The following is a 20,400-nucleotide window of genomic DNA, read 5'->3' on the forward strand; positions in this document are numbered from 1 at the left end:
CGCATGCCAGAGGACCACCCGAACCCGCCGACGAAGAAAGCGAAGACGACGCGGGCCGCCGCGCGCAAGGAAGGCAGCCGCAACGCCTCTGAAGCACCCGTCGACCGGGTGCTCCACGAGGTGTTCGGCCACCGCCGGCTGCGGCCCGGGCAGCGCCGCGTGATCGATCGCGTGGTCGGCGGTGAGTCGACGCTCGCCGTCATGCCCACGGGCGCGGGAAAATCGCTGTGCTACCAGGTGCCCGCGGTGCTCGCGCCGGGGCAGACGGTGGTGGTCTCGCCCCTGATCGCACTCATGAAGGACCAGTGCGAAAAGCTGAACGCGACGGGCGTGAGCGCCGTGCAGCTGAACAGCCAGTGCACCGCGGAGGAGCTCGACGCCGCGCAAGCGGCCATTGCCGACGGCTCGGCGCGCGTGATCTTCAGCACGCCGGAGCGCCTGGCCGACGCCGGTTTCCTGGCGCTGCTCCAGCGGCGGCCGACCTCCCTGCTCGTGGTCGACGAGGCGCATTGCATCTCGCAGTGGGGGCACGACTTCCGGCCCGCCTACCTGGAGCTGGGCGCGGCGGTGCGCGCGCTGAACCATCCGGTGGTGCTGGCGCTCACGGCCACGGCGAACGGTGAAGTGGCCGAGGAGATCATGGCCAAGCTCGGCATTCCGCGCGCCGGCCTCGTCGACACCGGCGCGTACCGGCCCAACCTGCGCTATGCGGTCGAGCCGGCGACGCGCGAGGAAGACAAGCTGCGGCGCGCGCTCGCGCTGGTCGCAGGCCTGCAGGGCAGCGGCATCGTCTACACCGCCACGGTGAAGGCGGCCGAGGCGTTCTTCGCCGAACTCGCGGCCGCCGGCGAGTCTGCGGGCCTGTACCACGGCCGGCGGCGTGCCGGCGAACGGCGCGCCGCGCAGGACGCGTTCATGGCCGGAGAGCTGCGCGTGATGGTGGCCACCAATGCCTTCGGCATGGGGGTCGACAAGCCGGACATCCGCTTCGTGCTGCACTACCAGATGCCCTCGAGCCTGGATGCCTACTACCAGGAATCGGGCCGAGCCGGCCGCGACGGCGAACGCGCCGACTGCATTCTTCTGTACCTGCGGCGCGACCGCGCCGTGCAGCAGTTCTTCCTGGCCGGCTGGCTGCCCGACCTGGCCGATCTGCGTGCGCTGCAGCAGCAGCTGCTGTTGCTGTCGAACGCGCCCGCGGCTGCGGCACCGGGCTGGAGCGAGGCGCAGCTCCAGCAGCGCGCGCGCCTGCCGCGCGGCAAGCTTCGCGTGCTGCTGAGCCTGCTGCGGCAGGAAGACCTGGTGGAGCGCGACAGCGAGGGACGGCTGCGCTGGGGCGGGAAGCCGCCGCTCGAAGACGCCGAACTCGATGCGCTTCTGAACGAGCACCGCGAGAAGCGCGAGCAGGACCGCGAGGCGCTGGAACGCATGACCTTCTACGCGACGACCGGCCTGTGCCGCTGGCAGGTGCTTTTGTCGGGCCTTGGAAGCGACAAACTCGCGCAGCGCTGCGGTGCCTGCGACAACTGCGTGCGGCTGGCGCGCCACGAGCGCGAGCGCCGCGCGGCAGCGCAAGCCTCGGCAGCGCCGGAAGAAGCAGAGGTGGGCCCACCGCAGCGCGCCGCCGCCTTTGCGCGCGGAGCGTCCGTGCGCGTGCCGCGCTATGGCGTCGGGTGCGTCAGGGGTGCGGATGCGGTCTCCGTCACGATCGAATTCCCCGACGGCAGCCAGCGCTGCTTCCGGCCCGAGTTCGTGCGCCCGGCGCCCGCGCTTGGCCGCGCCTGAGTCAGTCGCGCAGCAGCAAACCCTACTTGCCCGCGGCCACGTGCCGCTTGTGCAGCGAACTCGAAGCGTTCATGCCGGCGTCTTCGTCGACACCGATGCCCAACCGGTCCACCAGCTCTCCGCCGAGCCAGGCCGTGACCATCGCGAGGGCCGCGCCTGCGAAGGACCACATCATCTGGCTCAGCTGCGGCGCATAGTCGCGGTCGCGCAGCAGAAAGCTCGCAACGAACAGGAGCAGGACGAGCACGTTGCCACCGCCGTGCATGGCACCGATGCGCTTGGCCCGGGTGCCCGCCGGAATGCCGAGCCAGTCGATGGTTCCGAAAGGCGCGGCGAGCACACCGCCCACCAGGCCGGCCGCGATCAGCCAGTACGAAACGGCGGCCATGACCTGGCTGTGCCCCGCCAGGTAAATGATGTCGAACACCACTGCTGTGGCGAGCAGCCCGAGCGGAAACACCACGAGCATCTGGTGCACCGAGTGGCCGAGGAAACGAACTCTTGCATGCATGGGATCACCTCCATTGCCTGAGCCTTCATCTGAGCGGCAATGGCCGCCGCGCCCGCGCAAGCCGCCGCCGCCAGTGCGGGTCGGTACTTTCCTACCCGCCGGCTGCCGTCTCACAAGCGCAAGGGAAAAATTCAAACCCCTTCTATCGGCGCTGGATGACGCTCTGCAGTTGGCAACGCATCACGCTGCGCGACATGGACAAGTTCTTCGCATCCTTCGCCAACGCCACGGCGCGCGCAGCCGGAAGTCCACTCGCCTTTCTGCTGTGCGTCGCGCTGGTGATTGCCTGGGCGGTGTCGGGCCCCTTCTTCCATTTTTCGGAGAACTGGCAGCTGACCATCAACACCGGCACCACCATCGTCACGTTCCTGATGGTGTTCCTGATCCAGAACACGCAGAACCGCGATGGCGCAGCGCTTCAGACCAAGCTCGACGAACTGATCCGATCATCGAACGCCGGCGACGAGTTCATGGGCATCGAGAAGCTCACGGACAAGGAACTGGCCGAGCTGCACGAGAAGTGCGAGGCGGCGGCCAAGCAGAGCCATGCCGCGCTCGATCGCACGCGCAACGAGCGCGCGCGGCGCGGCCACAAGGGCGCACCACAAGAAGCTACTCCAACAGAAAGCAAAGCATGAAAAATTCCATCTGGAAACTGTATGGCTATGGCTGGGTCACGCTCGGCTTCTTCCTTGTGTCGCTGGTGGGCCACTGGGTCTTTGGCTGGTTCGCCTATGTGGACGAGCAGAAGAATTTCGGCGTGCCGCCGGAGATGTCGGGCTATCTGATCCAGATGTCGAGGGACACGCTGGAGAACTGGCAGTCGGAGTTCCTGCAGCTGCTCTGGCAGATCGGCGGGCTGGCCTTCCTGCTCTATGTCGGCTCGCCGCAGTCCAAGGAGGGCGACGACCGCATGGAGGCCAAGATCGACGCGATCCTGGCGGCGGTGGACCCGAAGAACGCCGATGTCCTGATCGACGAGATCGACCGGGAATATGCCGGCAGGCACACCGATTCGCGCTGGACCAAGCTGGCCAAGGAAGGCGCGTCGTGATCGCCCCGAATCGGGCGGTGCGTTGAGCGTGCCGGCGGCGGCGCCGAGGCCGCCGAGGCAGGCCCCGCGTCAGGAGCCGATGACTTGCAGGTCGCCGCTCGCGCCGAGCAGCTGGCGCACCTGCTGCGCGAGCGAGCCGAAGATCCGCCCCGCCAGGCTGGGCTCGTCGCGGCCGAAGACGATGCGGTCGCAGCCGAAGTCGCGCGCCGCCGCAACGATGGTCTCCGCGCTGCGGCCGATCGCCACGGTGCTGCTGCAGGACACGCCCGACATCGCGAGCAGGTTCTGCGCGAACTGCAGTTCCTCGGCGCCCGCGCTTTGCTGCAGCTCGCGCAGCTCCTGCGGGTCGAAGAACATCGCGACGTGGCCGGAAACCGCGGGTTGCACCCGCAAGAGCCGCACGGCCGCCGGCTCCTGCCGGCAGATGCGCACGACTTGCTCGATGGCCGAGCGCGTGCGGGCCGGCTCGGTCGGGTCGATGGGGACCAGAATGCGCCGTCTCACGCCGACACCTGCTTCAGGCCGACTGGTTGGCGGGTTCCGGCTGCTGTTGCCGGCTGGTCAGCCACTTGCCGATCACCACGACGGAGACGGCGCCGATCGCCGGCACGATCGTGTGCAGCGCATGCTGGCTGGCGGCCCAACCTGCGATGGACGGATCCGACATCGCCATTTCGCCGGCCACCCAGCCCAGCAGGGCGGCCCCGAGGGTGATGATGATCGGGAAGCGGTCCATCAGCTTCAGGATCAGGGTGCTGCCGAAGATGATCAGCGGAATGCTGATCACGAGGCCGAACACCAGCAGCGGCACGTTGCCCTTGGCCGCGGCTGCGACCCCGACGACGTTGTCCAGGCTCATGACCAGGTCGGCGACCACAATGGTCTTGATGGCCGCGGCCAGGCTCGAGTGGCCTTCCATGTTCTCCTCGCCGTCATCGCCCTTGAGCAGGCCGATACCGATCCAGAACAGCAGCGCGGCGCCCACGAGCTTGAGGTACGGCAGCGTCAGCAGGTAGACGGCAAAGAAGGTCAGCACCACGCGCAGCACGATGGCACCCATGCTGCCGAACAGGATCGCCTTTTTCTGCTGCGCGGGCGGCAGCGAGCGCGAGGCCATCGCGATGACGACGGCGTTGTCGCCGCTCAGGACGATGTTGATCAGGATGATCTGCGACAGGGCAATCCAGAAATCCGGACTGGTCAAAAACGACATGGTGTCTCCTCGAAGTGGACGCGGAACCACTGCGGTTCCGACGTGTTCGAGGCTACGGGGCTGCGCTGTCACCTTTCTGCCGGCTGGCTGTCAGCAACTTGTCTGCCAGCTGTCAGCCAGCTTACAGCCGGCCGATGCAGCACTGACAGCAGGCTCAGGCCGCGCGCAGCGGGAAGAAGACGCTGAAGGTGTTGCCCACGCCGTCAATGTCTTCCTCCAGCGTGATGCGCGCACCGTGCAGCGTGGCGATTTCGCTGACGATCGCCAGGCCCAGGCCGCTGCCGTCCTCCTGTGTGCCGAGCAGGCGGTGAAAGCGCTCGAAGATGCGCGCGCGCTCCTCCACCGGCACACTCGGGCCGTCGTCGCTGATGGCCAGGCGGCACTGGTCGTTGTCGCTCTGGCCCAGCTGCACGGTCACGCGGCCGCCCGCCTGGCTGTAGCGCACCGCGTTGTCGATCAGGTTGTTGATGAGCTCGCGCAGCCGGTCGCGATCGGCGTTGATCACCAGCGGATGCCCGGCGCCTTCGAAGCCCAGGTCGATGTCGCGCTTGAGGGCCTGCGGCACCCAGTCCATGCTGACCTCCAGCGCGTAGGCATTCAGGTCGAGCGGCTGCAGCTGCATGGCATCGAGCGCGCCGGGCTCGTTGCGCGCGAGCGAAAGCAGCTGGCGCACCAGCCGCGAGAGCCGGTCGGCGCTGATGTACAGCTGCGCGAGCGAATGGCGCACGCGCTCGGGGTCGTTCTCCCGCAGCGCCAGCTCGATCTGCGCCTTCAGGCCGCTCACGGGTGTCTTCAGCTGGTGCGCGGCGTCGGCCACGAAGCGGTTCTGGAAATCGAAGGTGCGCCCGAGCCGCGCCATGAGTTCGTTGACCTCGTCCACCAGCGGCCGCACCTCGCCCGGCACGTCGTGGATGTCGATCGGGCTCAGGTCCAGGTGCGAGCGGTCCGACACCGCGCGCCGCAGCCGCTGCAGCGGCTCGAGCCCGCGCGAGACGCCGAACCAGACCACCGCCGTGGCCATCACGATCAGCAGCAATTGCGGCACCACCACGTTGGCCACCATCTCCCACGCCAGATGCGTGCGCTTGTGCAGGGTTTCCGCCACCTGCACCAGCACCATCGGCGCCTCGGGGTTGCCGCCGATGGGCATCGAGGCGACCAGCATCCGCACCGGCTCGCCGCGCACCGTGTCGCGGTAGAAGCGCGGCCTGGCGGGGTCGCCGGCGCGCGGCGGCGGCATTTCCGCATCGCCGCCCAGTGCCTTGCCGTCCTCGCTCGCCACGCGGTAGAAGAGCAGGTCTTCCTGGTCGAGCAGCAGGATGTTGCCCGCGGCCTCCGACAGGTCGAGCCGCGGCTGCATGCCATCGAGCTTCACGTGCAGCACGATCTCGCGCCCGATCTCGTACAGCGCACGGTCGTAGGCGAGGTTGGAGAAACGCAGCGAATTCCAGTAGGCGGCGCCCGTGTCCAGCACCAGCAGCACGGCCAGCGGACCGAGCAGCCAGGCCAGCAGCTTGCGCTGCAGCCTGGGCTCAGGTTTGCGCATCGCCGCGGTCCATCAGATAGCCCATGCCGCGCACGGTGCGGATCTCGCATCCGAGCGGTTCGAGCTTCTTGCGCAGCCGGTAGACGTTGACCTCGATCGCGTTTTCGCCGACCTCGTCGCCCCACCCGTAGAGATGGTTGACCATCTGCTCTTTGCCCACGACACGCCCCTCGCGCATCATCAGCAGTTCCAGCACGGCGAGCTCGCGCGGCGACAGATCGAGCGGTTTCTTGTCGTAGAACACGCGGCGGCCCACCGTGTCGAAGCGCAGCAGGCCGTGTTCGAGGAAAGGCGTGGAGTTGGTACCGCGGCGCAGCAGCGCCCGCACGCGCGCTTCCAGCTCCGGCAGGTCGAAGGGCTTGGCCAGGTAATCGTCGGCGCCCAGGTCGAGTCCGCGCACGCGGTCCTGCAGGGTGTCGAAGGCGGTCAGCATCAGCACCGGCATGGTGGACCTGCGCGCGCGCAGCCGCCGCAGCACGTCCAGCCCGCTCAGCTTGGGCAGGCCGATGTCCAGGATCGCGAGGTCGTAGATGCCGAGCGCCAGCGCATGGTCGGCCTCTTCGCCGGTGGAGACCATGTCCACCGCGTGGGCGGACTGCACCAGCGCGCGCGAGAGCGCGTCGGCCAGCACCTTGTCGTCCTCTACCAGCAGTATCCGCATTGATTCTCGCCCCGGCGGTAAGCAGCCGAATATGCTAACCGCAATGCCCCGGGGGAAACGGATGGCGCCGGTTCAGGCGCAGGCGTAGCTCGCGGCCAGGTTGGGGTCGCCCCTGGGCATCGCTTCTTCGTGGTCGGGGTCGAGCAGCGGCAAGCTCGAGCCTGTCGCCGACGCCGCATTGCGCGCCTCAACGCTCGCGCGCAGCGCGGTGCAGCACCTGGGTGACCGGCTCTACCAGGTACTGGAGCGCAGTGCGCTCGCCCCCCAGCAGGTAGATCTCGGCGGGCATGCCGGCGAGCAGCTTCAGGTCTCCCGCTGTCGCGAGCGAATCCGCATCGGCCTCGACCAGCACCGAGTAGTAGGGCGCGCTGGTCGTACGGTCGATCAGGCGGTCGCCCGACACATAGACCACCTTGCCGCGCACCAGTGGCGTGGTGCGGTACTTGAATGCCGTGAAACGGATCTCGGCCGACTGCCCGCGCTGAATCCGGCCGATATCCTCGGGGCGGACGCGCGCATCGGTCACCAGGCGGGTGTCGTCCGGCACCACGTCGGCAATGGTCTCGCGAGGCGGGATCACCGCGCCGGGCGTTGAATACTTCAGGTCGATGATCTCGCCGCTGGCCGGCGCCACGATCACCTGGCGCGCCGAGGCGTCGGCCGACTTGCGCCGCTCCTGTTCGATCTCGGCCAGCCGCGCGGCCGTGACCTTGAGCTGGTCGCTTGCCTGCTGGCGGTAGTCGTTCTCCAGCGAGCGGATGCGCAGATCGGCATCGACCGTGCGCTGCTGGGCGCGCGCCAGTTCCGCGCGCCGCTCCTCGATCTTCACGCCGTAGTCGGCCACGGTGCCTTCGAGTTGCGCGATGCGCGCGGACGAGATGAAGCCGTCCTTGAGCAGCTTGCGGTTGGTCTCCAGATCGCCCTTCTGGAACTTCATCGACTCGCCCGCCTGCATGATCTGCGCGCGCAGCGCGACGATTTCCTCGGCCACCTTTTCGCGCTGCGAGCGCAGCAACCCGGTCTGTCCCACCAGCGCATCGCGCCGCGCATCGAACAGCGAGCGTTCCTTGGCCATCTGCTCGGCCAGGCGCGGATCGCTTGCCGCGGTCTCCATCACGTCGGGCGGAAAGGTGATCGCGCGCGCCATGGTCTGCTCCGCGTCGAGCCGCGCGAGGCTGGCGCGCTCGGTCTTGACGCGGTGGTCCAACCGGTTCCTGTCGGCATCGACCGAGACATCGCCCAGCACCAGCAAGGGTTCCCCCTGCCGCACATGCTGGCCATCGCGCACCAGCACCTCGCGCACGATGCCGCCTTCGGCATGCTGCACCGGGCGCCGGTTCAGGTCCACCTTCACATACGCTTGTGCCACCACGGCGGAGGACAGCGGCGCGAAGCTCATCCAGGCGGCCAGCGGCAGCAGCCCGGCGACGATCACGGTCATGCCCCAGTCGGTCAGGCGGCGTGCCTCGCGGACGTGGGGCGCCAGCGGATCATTGGCAGCGAGCACGTGCATCGAGCCGTTCATGAGACCTTCTCCAGCGGCGCAGCGGGCGCAGGAAGAGGACCCGTGCGCGGCATCGCCACGACCTGCCCGCCGCCCGTGTTCTGGCCCGGCCGCTTCATCGCCTGCGTGACCTCCGCCACCGTGCCGTAGTGCTGCACCCGGCCGGCGTCCAGCACCAGCATCTTGTCCATGTGCTGCACCAGCGTGCTGCGGTGCGTGACCACCACCACAGTGACTTGCCCGTTCAGGGCCTTGAGCGCCTCCCCGAGCGCCAGTTCACCCGCACCATCGAGATTTGAATTGGGTTCATCCAGCACCAGCAACTTCGGGTCGCCGTACAGCGCCCGTGCCAGCGCAATGCGCTGGCGCTGCCCCGGCGAGAGCATCACGCCGCTGGCGTCGATCACGGTGTCGTAGCCCTGCTCCAGCGCCAGGATCAGCTCATGCACGCCGGCACGCTGCGCCGCCCGCACCACCTGTTCCGAGTCGACCTCTCCCAGCCGCGCAATGTTCTCGGCGACGGTGCCGGCAAACAGTTCGACGTCCTGCGGCACGTAGCCGAGCCAGGGCCCGAGCTGCTCGCGCGGCCATTGCGCCAGATCGACGTGGTCGAGCCGCACGACGCCGGCGTTGGGCGTCCACAGGCCGGTGAGCAGGCGCACCAGGGTCGATTTGCCGGCCCCGCTGGGGCCGAGGATGGCCAGCGATTCGCCGGGTTCCAGGCTCAGCGAGATGCCGGCCAGGATCATCCGTTCGCTCTGCGGCGGCCGGTAAACCAGGCCCTGTGCGTGCAGCCGCCCGCTCGGTGCCGGCAGCGCCATGCGTTGCGGCTGGCGCTCGGCGGCACCCAGCAGTTCGGACAGGCGCGCGAACGCGAGGCGCCCCTCGGCCAGCACGCGCCAGCTGCCCACCACCTGCTCCACCGGCGCCAGCGCCCGGCCCAGCAGGATGGTGCAGGCCACCAGGATGCCCGGCGTGCCTTCGCCGGTGATGACGAGGTAGGCGCCGAGCGCCTGCAGCAGGACCTGCACTGCCTGGCGCGTGGTGCGCGTCAGCGCCGCGATCGCCACCGACTTGCGTGCGGTCGGACCCTGCAGCGCGGTCACCCCGGCGTTGAGATGCCGCCAGCGCCCGACCAGCGCGTCGCCCATGCCGAGCGACTGCGCCACCTCGGCGTTCTGCATCGAGGATTCGAGGTAGCGCGTGGCCTTGGCGGCTTCCTTCTGCAGCGCTTCGATGCCGCGGCGCGTGGCGCGGTCGTTCACCACGGCGAGGAGGAGCATCAGCAAGGACGCACCCGCGGCCGCCATGCCCAGCAGCGGATGGGCCAGCCAGATGACGGCGACGTAGACGAAGGCCCAGGGTGCATCGAACAGCGCCAGCAGCCCCTGGGCCGAGAACAGGTTGCGCAGCGCCGCGACGTCGCGCAGCCCTTCGGACGGCACACGCTCGGCACGGTGCGCCGATCTGGCCAGCATGACCTTGGCCACCGTCGGCGACAGCTGCTCGGCGATCAGGTTGCCCGCGACACCCTGCAGCCGGCTGCGCAGGTAATCCAGCATCAGCATCAGGCCGAGCGCCACCGCCACGCCAAGCAGCAGCACCAGCAGCGTCTCCCGGCTTTGGCTTGTCAGCACGCGGTCGAACACCTGCAGCATGAAGAGCGCGGGGGCGAGCAGCAGCAGGTTCACGAAGAAAGAGAAGCCTGCGACAAAAAGTAGCGGTCGCCGGAGAAGCTGGAGAAGAGGCTTCATGTCGATGTCTCTCGTGTGCCGCCGCCTGCATCCACAGGCGGCAGGCGAAAGCTCACAGGCCGACCTTGATGTCGTTGCTGTCGAAGGTGTCGGCCGGATTGCTCAGCGTCAATGTCGCCACCAGTGTGCGGTTGGCGACGCCCAGGCCGTCGGAGTCGTAGTACAGGTTGCCCGTCGCGCTGTCGTAGATCACATGCACGCCCGCGCCCACCGTGTCTCCCGCGCCACCGCCGTTCGAGGACGCGAATTCGGATGCGGACAGCGTGCTGCCGCTTGCGGTGGTGATTGCCGTGAAGGTTCCGAGCGACAGCTCGATCACGTCGCCGCTCGCCGCCGATCCCGAAGCATTGAAGTCGGTGACCGAGTCCACTGCGTTGGGTGCCGAGTCGAAGACGAAGGTGTCGTTGTCCGCCCCACCGGTAAGTATGTCGGCGCCGGTCCCGCCGACGATGCGGTCGTCGCCCGCAAGGCCGCTGATCGCATCGTTGCCGCCGCCGCCGCGCAACTGGTCGGCCGACGCCGAACCGGTAATCGTGTCGGCGAAGGCCGTGCCGATGACGCCCTCGAAGTTCTTGTAGCCGTCGGTGCCGAGCCCGGCGGCGCTGGCATTGAAGCTTGTCGTGCTGCTGCTTTGCGTCAACGTGAACGTGAGCCCGGCTGTGCCGTCCGAAAAGTCGAGCAGGTCTGCGCCGCCCGCACCGTCGAGCGTATCGTTTCCGGCGCCGCCGCGGAGGATGTCGTTCGAGGTGCTGCCGGTGAGGGTGTCGGCCAGGCTGGTGCCGATCACGCCTTCGATGTTCTGGTATTCGTCGTTGTTGCCGAGTCCGCCGGTGCCGTTGGCGATGCTGGTCAACACCGCACTCTGGACCAGCGTGAAATTGACCGCCACGCTCCCGTCCGAGAAGTCGAGCAGGTCCTCGCTGCCGGCGCCGCCGTCCATCGAATCGTTGCTGCCGACGCCGCCTCGCAGCACATCGTTGCCACCGCCCCCCGACAGCGTGTCGTTGCCGTCGCCACCGACCAGAAGGTCGTTGCCAGCGGAGCCAGTCAGCGTGTCGGCACTGTTGCCGGTCCCCCCGATGAAGATGTCACCGGCCGCACCACCCGTCAGCTCGTCGGTACCGCCGCGGCCATCGATGTAGGAGGCCTGGTACGTGCCGGTCGCGCTGAGATCGATCGTGTCGGCGCCGTTTCCAGTGGACACGGCTCTGACGTCAACCGTCGCCGTCGCCGTGGTGGTGCCCCCCGCGCCGTCCGACACGGTGTACTGGAAACTGCCGGCCGTGGCGCCCGCCGTGTTGCCGCTGGTAAAGCTGATCGTCCCGTTGGCGGCGTTCAGGGTCAGGCCGGAAATTCCGACCGCGCTGCCGACGCTGGTGATCGTCAAGGCGAGACCGTCGATGTCGGTGTCGTTGCCGAGCAGCGAACTCACCGACAGCGTGACGAGCGTGCTGCTCGATACGATGATCCTGTCGGCCGCGGCGACCGGGTTGTCGTTCACCGCGCTGACTGTGAGGCTTGCCGTGTCGGTGGCGCTCGAGAACGCAGAGCTTCCTCCATTCGTCACGGTGCTCACCGTGGTGCCAGCCACGCCGCTCGTCTGGTCCCAGGCGCGGAAGGTGATGCCATCGCTGACCGTCCCGCTGAAGTTCGAATTCGCCTGGAAGTAGACACGCGTGTTCGCGTCCGCGGCCAACAGCAGTGACGAAGAGTTCGACACCGGCCCCACGGCCGCCCAGTTGGCGCCGCCGTTGGTGGAATACCACCAGCTTCCGTTGGTGGCATTCACGCCCGTCAATGCGATGCCGGTGATGGCGCCGTTGTCCGCGTCGGTCACGTTGTCGAGGCCGCCGACCGGCGGATTCAGATTCACCAAGCTCGTTACGAGCGTCCCGACGGCCCCGATCGGTCCGCCGGCATCCTCGTTGACCGACCCCAGAGCGGGTGTCGCGGCAGCACTCAGGACCGGTGCATCGTTGGTGCCGGCGATGGTCACGGTCACCACCCTGCTGGCTGTCCCGTCGGACGAGACTGCAGTGAAGCTGTCGCTGATCGATTGGCCTGCGGCCAGCTGCTGGATCGCCGCCTGGGCATTGTTGGCCGTGTAGGTCCAGTTGCCATTGGCCGCCAGCGCGAAGCTGCCGTAGCCGTTGCTGCCGCCGGTGCTCGCCTGCGGCGCGAAGTTCGACTGGCCTTGGTCGACATCGGCAATCGTGAGCGCACCACCAGTGCTCAGGTTCGGTGTCGAGGCATCCTCGCTCACCCCACCGCTCGCGACGCCGCCGATCACCGGAACATCGTTAGTGCCAGTGATGGTCACCGTCACGAGCTGGCTGGCCGTGCCGTCGGACGACACCGCGGTGAAGCTCTCGCTGATCGATTGACCCGCGCCCAGTTGCTGGATCGCCGCCTGGCTGTTGTTGGCGGCGTAGGTCCAGTTGCCGTCGGCTGCCAATGTAAAGCTGCCGTAGCCGTTGCTGCCGGCGGTGCCGGTCTGGGCCGCGAAGTTCGACTGTCCTGCATCCACATCGGCGATCGTCAGCGCGCCGCTGGTGCTCAAGTTCGGTGCCGAGGCATCCTCGCCGACCGCGCCGCTCGCAACGCCGCCGATCACCGGAACGTCGTTGGTCCCGGTAATGGTCACGGTCACAAGTTGGCTGGCCGTGCCGTCGGAGGACACCGCGGTGAAGCTGTCGCTGATCGATTGACCCGCGCCCAGCTGCTGGATCGCCGCCTGACCATTGTTGGCCGTGTAGGTCCAACTGCCATCAGCCAGCAAGTTGAAGCTGCCGTAGCCGCTGCTGCCAGCAGTGCTCGCTTGAGGCGCGAAGTTCGACTGGCCTTGGTCGACATCGGCAATCGTCAGCGCACCGCCGGTGCTCAGGTTCGGTGTCGAGGCATCCTCGCTCAGCGCGCCACTGGCCACCCCGCCGATCACCGGCACGTCGTTGGTGCCGGTAATGGTCACGGTCACCACTTGGCTGGCGGTCCCGTCGAACGACACTGCAGTGAAGCTGTCGCTGATCGATTGACCTGCTGCCAGCTGTTGGATTGCTGCTTGGCTGTTGTCGGCCGTGTAGGTCCAGTTACCGTCGGCTGCCAGCGTGAAACTGCCGTAGCCGTTACCGCCAGCGGTGCTCGCTTGGGGCGCGAAGTTCGACTGGCCCGCATCCACATCAGCGATCGTCAGCGCACCGCTGGTCGCGAGGCTGCCCCCCGCCACCGCAATATCTTCTTGCGCCGCGCCGCTGGCAACGCCGCCGATGACCGGCACATCGTTGGTCCCGGTAATCGTCACGGTCACGAGCTGGCTGGCCGTACCGTCGGACGACACCGCGGTGAAGCTCTCGCTGATCGATTGACCCGCGCCCAGTTGCTGGATCGCCGCCTGGCTGTTGTTGGCGGCGTAGGTCCAGTTGCCGTCGGCTGCCAATGTAAAGCTGCCGTAGCCGTTGCTGCCGGCGGTGCCGGTCTGGGCCGCGAAGTTCGACTGTCCTGCATCCACATCGGCGATCGTCAGCGCGCCGCTGGTGCTCAAGTTCGGTGCCGAGGCATCCTCGCCGACCGCGCCGCTCGCAACGCCGCCGATCACCGGAACGTCGTTGGTCCCGGTAATGGTTACGGTCACAAGTTGGCTGGCCGTGCCGTCGGACGACACCGCGGTGAAGCTGTCACTGAGCGACTGGCCGGCGCCCAGTTGCTGGATCGCGCTTTGGCTGTTGTCGGCCGTGTAGGTCCAGTTGCCATCGGTCGCCAGCGCGAAGCTGCCGTAGCCATTGCTGCCGGCAGTGCCGGTCTGGGCCGCGAAGTTCGACTGTCCTTGATCGACATCGGCAATCGTCAACGCGCCGCTGGTGCTCAAGTTCGGTGTCGAGGCGTCCTCGTTCACCGCGCCGCTCGCAACGCCGCCGATCACCGGCACGTCGTTGGTGCCGGTGATGGTCACCGTCACGAGCTGGCTCGCCGTGCCGTCGAAGGAAACTGCAGTGAAGCTGTCGCTGATCGACTCGCCGGCGCCCAGCTGCTGGATCGCTGCTTGGCTGTTGTCGGCCGTGTAGGTCCAGGTGCCGTCGGCTGCCAGCGCGAAACTGCCGTAGCCGCTGCCGCCAGCGGTGCTCTCTTGGGGTGCGAAGTTCGACTGGCCCGCATCCACGTCGGCGATCGTCAGCGCACCGCCGGTGCTCAGGTTCGGCGTCGAGGCATCTTCGCTCACCGCACCGCTGGCGACGCCGCCGATCACTGGAACGTCGTTGGTGCCGGTAATGGTCACGGTCACCACCTGGCTGGTGGTCCCGTCGAACGACACCGCACTGAAGCTATCGCTGATCGACTGGCCCGCGGCCAGCTGCTGGATAGCCGCCTGGCCATTGTTGGCCGTGTAGGTCCAGTTGCCATTGGTCGCCAGTGCGAAGCTGCCGTAGCCATTGCTGCCGGCGGTGCCGGCCTGGGCTGTGAAGCTGGACTGCCCTGCATCGACATCGGCGATCGTCAGCGCACCGCCCGTGCTCAGGTTCGGGGTCGAGGCATCCTCGCTCAGCGCGCCGCTCGCAACGCCGCCGATCACCGGCACGTCGTTGGTGCCGGTGATCGTCACCGTCACGAGCTGGCTCGCCGTGCCGTCGAAGGAAACTGCAGTGAAGCTGTCGCTGATCGACTCGCCGGCGCCCAGCTTCTGGATCGCTGCTTGGCTGTTGTCGGCCGCATAAGTCCAAGTGCCGTCGGCTGCCAGCGTGAAACTGCCGTAGCCGTTGCTGCCGGCGGCGCCGGCCTGGGCTGTGAAGCTGGACTGTCCTGCATCGACATCGGCGATCGTCAGCGCACCGCCGGTGCTCAGGTTCGGCGTCGAGGCATCTTCGCTCACCGCACCACTGGCTACGCCGCCAATCACCGGAACGTCGTTAGTGCCTGTGATGGTCACGGTCACGAGCTGGCTAGCCGTTCCATCGGACGACACAGCGGTGAAGCTGTCGCTGATTGATTGACCAGTGCCCAGTTGCTGGATCGCGTTTTGGCTGTTGTCGGCCGTGTAGGTCCAGTTGCCGTCAGCCGCCAGCGCGAAGCTGCCGTAGCCGTTGCTGCCGGCAGTGCCGGCCTGGGCTGTGAAGCTGGACTGTCCTGCATCCACATCGGCGATCGTCAGCGCACCGCTGGTGCTCAGGTTCGGTGCCGAGGCATCCTCGCCGACCGCGCCACTCGCAACGCCGCCGATCACCGGAACGTCGTTGGTGCCGGTAATGGTCACGGTCACAAGTTGGCTGGCCGTGCCGTCGGAGGACACCGCGGTGAAGCTCTCGCTGATCGATTGACCCGCGCCCAACTGCTGGATCGCCGCCTGGCTGTTGTCGGCGGTGTAGGTCCAGTTGCCATCGGCCGCCAGCGCGAAGTTGCCGTAGCCGTTGCTGCCAGTGGTGCTTGCTTGGGGCGTGAAGCTGGACTGGCCCGCATCCACATCGGCGATCGTCAGCGCACCGCTGGTCGCGAGGCTGCCACCGGACACCGCAACGTCTTCTTGCGCTGCGCCGCTCGCAACGCCGCCAATCACCGGCACGTCGTTGGTGCCAGTGATCGTTACCGTCACCACTTGGCTGGCCGTCCCATCGGACGAGATTGCAGTAAAGCTGTCGTTGATCGATTGGCCGGCACCAAGCTGCTGGATCGCTGCTTGGCTGTTGTCGGCCGTGTAGGTCCAGTTGCCGTCGGCTGCCAGCGTGAAACTGCCGTAGCCGTTGCTGCCAGCGACGCCGGCGTGGGCTGTAAAGCTGGACTGGCCCGCATCCACATCGGCAATCGTCAGCGCGCCACTGGTGCTCAGATTCGGCGTCGAGACATCCTCGTTCACCGCACCGCTGGCCACCCCACCGATCACCGGAACGTCGTTGGTGCCAGTGATGGTCACCGTCACCAGCTGGCTGGCCGTGCCGTCGAAGGAGACTGCGGTGAAGCTCTCGCTGATCGATTGACCCGCGGCCAGCTGCTGGATCACCGTCTGACTGTTGTCGGCCGTGTAGGTCCAACTGCCATCAGCCAGCAAGTTGAAGCTGCCGTAGCCACTGCTGCCGGCAGTGCCGGCCTGGGCCGCGAAGTTGGACTGGCCTGCATCCACATCGATGATCGTCAGCGCGCCGCTGGCCGCGAGGCTGCTCCCGGAAACCGCAACGTCTTCCTGCACTGCGCCGCTGGCCACACCAGCAATCACCGGCACGTCATTGGTGCCCATGATGGTCACCGTCACCAGTTGGCTGGCCGTGCCGTCGGAGGACACGGCAGTGAAGCTGTCGCTGATTGATTGTCCAGCGCCCAGCTGTTGGATCGCCGCCTGGCTGTTGTTGGCGCTGTAGCTCCAGCTGCCATCAGCCAGCAAGTCGAAGCTGCCGTAGCCATCGCTGCCGACGATGCCAGCCTGGGCCGCGAAGCTGGACTGGCCCGCATCCACATCGGCAATCGTCAGCACACCACCGGTGCTCAGGTTCGGTGTCGAGGCATCCTCGCTCAGCGCGCCGCTGGCCACCCCGCCAATCACCGGAACGTCGTTGGTGCCGGCAATGGTCACGGTCACCACTTGGCTGGCGGTCCCGTCGAACGACACCGCAGTGAAGCTATCGCTGATCGATTGGCCTGCGCCCAGCTGCTGGATCGCCGCCTGGCTGTTGTTGGCGCTGTAGCTCCAGCTGCCATCAGCCAGCAAGTTGAAGCTGCCGTAGCCATCGCTGCCGACGGTGCCAGCCTGGGCCGCGAAGCTGGACTGGCCCGCATCCACATCGGCAATCGTCAGCACACCACCGGTGCTCAGGTTCGGTGTCGAGGCATCCTCGCTCAGCGCGCCGCTGGCCACCCCGCCAATCACCGGAACGTCGTTGGTGCCGGTAATGGTCACGGTCACCACTTGGCTGGCGGTCCCGTCGAACGACACCGCAGTGAAGCTATCGCTGATCGATTGACCCGCGCCTAGCTGCTGGATCGCGCTTTGGCTGTTGTCGGCCGCATAAGTCCAAGTGCCGTCGGCTGCCAGCGCGAAACTGCCGTAGCCGCTGCTGCCAGCAGTGCTGGCTTGAGGCGCGAAGTTCGACTGGCCTTGGTCGACATCGGCAATCGTCAGCGAACCACCAGTGCTCAGGTTCGGTGTCGAGGCATCCTCGCTCAGCGCGCCACTGGCCACCCCGCCGATCACCGGCACGTCGTTGGTGCCGGTAATGGTCACGGTCACCACCCGGCTGGCTGTCCCGTCGGACGAGACTGCAGTGAAGCTGTCGCTGATCGATTGACCTGCGGCCAGCTGTTGGATCGCGGCTTGGCTGTTGTCGGCCGCATAAGTCCAGGTGCCGTTGGCCGCCAGTGCGAAGCTGCCGTAGCCATTGCTGCCGGCGGTGCCGGCCTGGGCCGCGAAGTTCGACTGGCCTTGGTCGACATCGGCGATCGTCAGCGCACCGCCCGTGCTCAGGTTCGGTGTCGAGGCATCCTCGCTCAGCGCGCCGCTCGCAACGCCACCGATCACCGGCACGTCATTGGTGCCGGTGATGGTCACCGTCACGAGTTGGCTGGCCGTGCCGTCGGAGGACACGGCGGTAAAGCTGTCGATGATCGATTGGCCTGCGCCCAGCTGTTGGATCGCCGCTTGGCCGTTGTTGGCCGTGTAGGTCCAGTTGCCATTGGCCGCCAGCGTGAAACTGCCATAGCCGTTGCTGCCGGCAGTGCTCGCTTGAAGCGCGAAGTTCGACTGGCCCGCATCCACATCCACAATCGTCAGCGCACCGCTGGTGCTCAGGTTCGGCGCCGAGGCATCCTCGCTCAGCGCACCGCTGGCCACCCCGCCAATCACCGGCACGTCGTTGGTGCCAGTGATGGTCACCGTCACGAGCTGGCTAGCCGTTCCATCGGACGACACAGCGGTGAAGCTCTCGCTGATCGATTGACCCGCGCCCAGCTGCTGGATCGCCGCCTGGCTGTTGTCGGCCGTGTAGGTCCAGTTGCCGTCGGCCGCCAGCGCGAAGCTGCCGTAGCCGTTGCTGCCGACGGTGCCAGCCTGGGCTGTAAAGCTGGACTGGCCCGCATCCACATCAGCGATCGTCAGCGTACCGCTGGTGCTCAGGTTTGGTGTCGAGGCGTCCTCGCTCAGCACGCCACTGGCGACGCCGCCGATCACCGGCACGTCATTGGTACCAGTGATGGTCACCGTCACCAGCTGGCTCGCCGTGCCGTCGAAGGAAACTGCAGTGAAGCTGTCGCTGATCGACTCGCCGGCGCCCAGCTGCTGGATCGCTGCTTGGCCGTTGTCGGCCGCATAAGTCCAAGTGCCGTCGGCTGCCAGCGTGAAACTGCCGTAGCCGTTGCTGCCAGCAGTGCCGGCCTGGACTGTGAAGTTGGACTGACCTGCATCCACATCGACAATCGTCAGCGCACCGCCGGTGCTCAAGTTCGGGGTCAAGGCATCCTCGCTCACCGCACCGCTGGCCGCCCCGCCGATCACCGGCACGTCATTGGTGCCAGTGATGGTCACCGTCACCAACCGGCTGGCGGTCCCGTCGGACGAGACAGCAGTGAAACTGTCGTTGATCGATTGACCCGCACCCAGCTGCTGGATCGCCCCCTGGCCATTGTTGGCCGTGTAGGTCCAGTTGCCATCGGCCGCCAGCGTGAAACTGCCGTAGCCGTTGCTGCCGGCGGTGCCGGTCTGGGCCGCGAAGTTCGACTGTCCCTGATCGACATCGGCAATCGTCAGCGTACCACCGGTGCTCAGGTTCGGGGTCGAGGCTTCCTCGCTGACCGCGCCACTGGCCACCCCACCAATCACCGGCACGTCGTTGGTTCCAGTCACCGTCACGGTGATCTGCTGATCGACCATGCCGCCGTGGCCATCGCCGATGCTGACGGTGAAGGTTTCCGTCGCCGTCTGGCCCTGGGCCAGATACTGCGTGGCCGCGTTGGCGACGCTGTAGTTCCAGCTCACCGTGCCGTCGCCCGCGCCTGTGGCTGCATCGCTGACGCCGGCCGTCAGGACCCCGCCCAGCGTGTTGCCTGGACCGGCCGCCACGCTGACGCTGTGCGCATCGCTCAGGTCCGCGTCGTCGAAGGTGATCGTGCCGCTGTCGCTCAGGGTCGGCGCCGCCGCATCCTCGGTCACCGCCGCAGCGGCATCGGCCACGCCGATCGTCGGCACGTCGTTGGTGCCGGTGATGGTCACGTCGATCTGCCGGGTGACGATGCCGCCATGCTGGTCGTTCACGGTGATGGTGAAGCTCTCGACCCGGGTCTGGCCCGCGGCCAGGTATTCGACGGCCGTGGCGTCCACGGTGTAGGTCCAGGTGAGCTGGCCGCCCGTGCCGGTCCCCGTGGTGTCGCTGTTCTTGACCGCTGTCAGGCTGCCCAGCACGCTGCCGAGCGGCGTGCCCGTGGCGCTCACCAGGTGCACATCGCTCAGGTCCAGGTCGCTGAAGCCGATGACGCCGCTGTCGCTCAGCGTGCCCGCCGGTGCGAGCTGCTCGCTCACCGCGCCCGCCAGGTCCTGGGCTGTGATCACCGGACCATCGTTGGTGCCGGTGATGGTGACAGTCACCGTGGCCAGCCCCGTCCCGCCATCGGCGTCCTTCACCTCGTAGCTGAAGGTGTCGGTCGCGGTCTCGCCCGCTGCCAGGTGCTGGAAATCGGCTGCATGGGGCTGGTACTGGAAATACCAGGTCGACGGATCGCCCATCGCGGGCTGTACAAGCGTCGCCGTCCCGTGGGTGGGGGCCGAGGCCAGCGTCAAGCTCTTGACCAGGTCGGGAACCAGATCGTTCTGCAGCACATGGATCTGGATCCCCGGGCCGTCTTCGGTCGTGGTGCCCGCATCGCCCAGCGCCGTCACCGCCTCGTTGGCCGGATTCATCTCGACCCCGTCCACAAGGATTCTCAGGGCTTCGGTCATCTGGACGGTCAGCGTGGACGACCCGAAGCTGAAAACGAAATCGCTGGCCGAGCCGTTGGAAACCTCGCCGGTCCTGGCATTGGTCACCGCCGCAAGATGGGCCAGATAGGCGGCGATCTGAGTCTGGGTGGAAGAGTCCAGCCACTGCGCCCGCGTGAACTGGAGCTGAAGCGTATCGACGCCCGCCCCGCCGGTGTACACGTCCTTGGTGCCCGCTGCGATGTTCTCGCTCACGTTGTAGATCAGGGTGTCGGTCCCCGATCCGCCGTTGAGTTGATCGCTGCCGCTGCCGCCGTCGAGCGTGTCGTCTCCCGCACCGCCGTTCAATGAATCGTTCCCGGCTCCGCCGTTGACGCTGTCATCCCCATTGCCGCTGTTGATGGTGTCGCTGCCGGCTGTGCCGGTGAGAAGATCATTGCCGTTGGAGCCGGTAATCGTGGTCATGTGCTTCCTTGGTGAACGCCAGAAGGC

11 protein-coding genes are annotated in these 20,400 nt (G+C 67.3%); 3 read left to right on the forward strand and 8 right to left on the reverse strand.

Annotated features, from left to right (window positions below; translation table 11 throughout):
* Positions 1–3 precede the first annotated feature (3 nt).
* Positions 4–1,785 (forward strand): RecQ family ATP-dependent DNA helicase, encoded by a 1,782-nt coding sequence (locus tag QFZ47_RS00645; RefSeq protein WP_307653780.1) that lies wholly within the window; start codon positions 4–6, stop codon positions 1,783–1,785.
* A 22-nt stretch (positions 1,786–1,807) separates the two neighbouring features.
* Here QFZ47_RS00645 and QFZ47_RS00650 read toward each other — a convergent pair whose 3' ends face one another.
* Positions 1,808–2,296, reverse strand: coding sequence for a DUF2231 domain-containing protein (locus QFZ47_RS00650; protein ID WP_307653781.1), 489 nt, complete (start codon positions 2,294–2,296; stop codon positions 1,808–1,810).
* A 194-nt stretch (positions 2,297–2,490) separates the two neighbouring features.
* Here QFZ47_RS00650 and QFZ47_RS00655 point away from each other — a divergent pair, with 194 nt between their 5' ends.
* Positions 2,491–2,934: a low affinity iron permease family protein gene (locus QFZ47_RS00655; RefSeq protein WP_307654349.1), complete on the forward strand. Its 444-nt coding sequence runs from the start codon at positions 2,491–2,493 to the stop codon at positions 2,932–2,934.
* Positions 2,931–3,350, forward strand: a complete 420-nt coding sequence (locus QFZ47_RS00660; protein ID WP_307653782.1) for a DUF6766 family protein — start codon at positions 2,931–2,933, stop codon at positions 3,348–3,350. Before QFZ47_RS00655 ends, QFZ47_RS00660 begins: the two co-directional genes overlap by 4 nt.
* A gap of 69 nt (positions 3,351–3,419) precedes the next feature.
* Here QFZ47_RS00660 and QFZ47_RS00665 read toward each other — a convergent pair whose 3' ends face one another.
* The 7 genes from QFZ47_RS00665 to QFZ47_RS00695 all read right to left on the reverse strand — a co-directional run bounded on the left by QFZ47_RS00665 (position 3,420) and on the right by QFZ47_RS00695 (position 20,373).
* On the reverse strand, positions 3,420–3,854 hold the full coding sequence (locus tag QFZ47_RS00665; protein ID WP_307653783.1) for a universal stress protein: 435 nt from the start codon (positions 3,852–3,854) through the stop codon (positions 3,420–3,422).
* Between the two features lie 13 nt (positions 3,855–3,867).
* A complete protein-coding gene (locus tag QFZ47_RS00670) occupies positions 3,868–4,563 on the reverse strand; it encodes a TerC family protein (RefSeq protein WP_307653784.1) in 696 nt (231 codons plus the stop codon).
* A gap of 154 nt (positions 4,564–4,717) precedes the next feature.
* Positions 4,718–6,109, reverse strand: coding sequence for a sensor histidine kinase (locus QFZ47_RS00675; RefSeq protein ID WP_307653785.1), 1,392 nt, complete (start codon positions 6,107–6,109; stop codon positions 4,718–4,720).
* Positions 6,096–6,770, reverse strand: a complete 675-nt coding sequence (locus QFZ47_RS00680; RefSeq protein WP_307653786.1) for a response regulator — start codon at positions 6,768–6,770, stop codon at positions 6,096–6,098. The genes QFZ47_RS00675 and QFZ47_RS00680 overlap by 14 nt, the downstream gene beginning before the upstream one ends.
* A gap of 187 nt (positions 6,771–6,957) precedes the next feature.
* The gene (locus QFZ47_RS00685) at positions 6,958–8,295 is read right to left on the reverse strand and encodes an HlyD family type I secretion periplasmic adaptor subunit (protein WP_307653787.1); all 1,338 of its coding nucleotides are present in this window, start codon (positions 8,293–8,295) and stop codon (positions 6,958–6,960) included.
* Entirely contained in the window at positions 8,292–10,028 is a 1,737-nt protein-coding gene (locus QFZ47_RS00690) for a type I secretion system permease/ATPase (protein WP_307653788.1), read from the reverse strand. The genes QFZ47_RS00685 and QFZ47_RS00690 overlap by 4 nt, the downstream gene beginning before the upstream one ends.
* A gap of 52 nt (positions 10,029–10,080) precedes the next feature.
* Entirely contained in the window at positions 10,081–20,373 is a 10,293-nt protein-coding gene (locus QFZ47_RS00695; RefSeq protein WP_307653789.1) for a VCBS domain-containing protein, read from the reverse strand.
* Positions 20,374–20,400: the final 27 nt, after the last annotated feature.

Origin of the sequence: Variovorax paradoxus (assembly GCF_030815975.1) — a bacterium.
GTDB lineage: Bacteria > Pseudomonadota > Gammaproteobacteria > Burkholderiales > Burkholderiaceae_C > Variovorax > Variovorax paradoxus_N.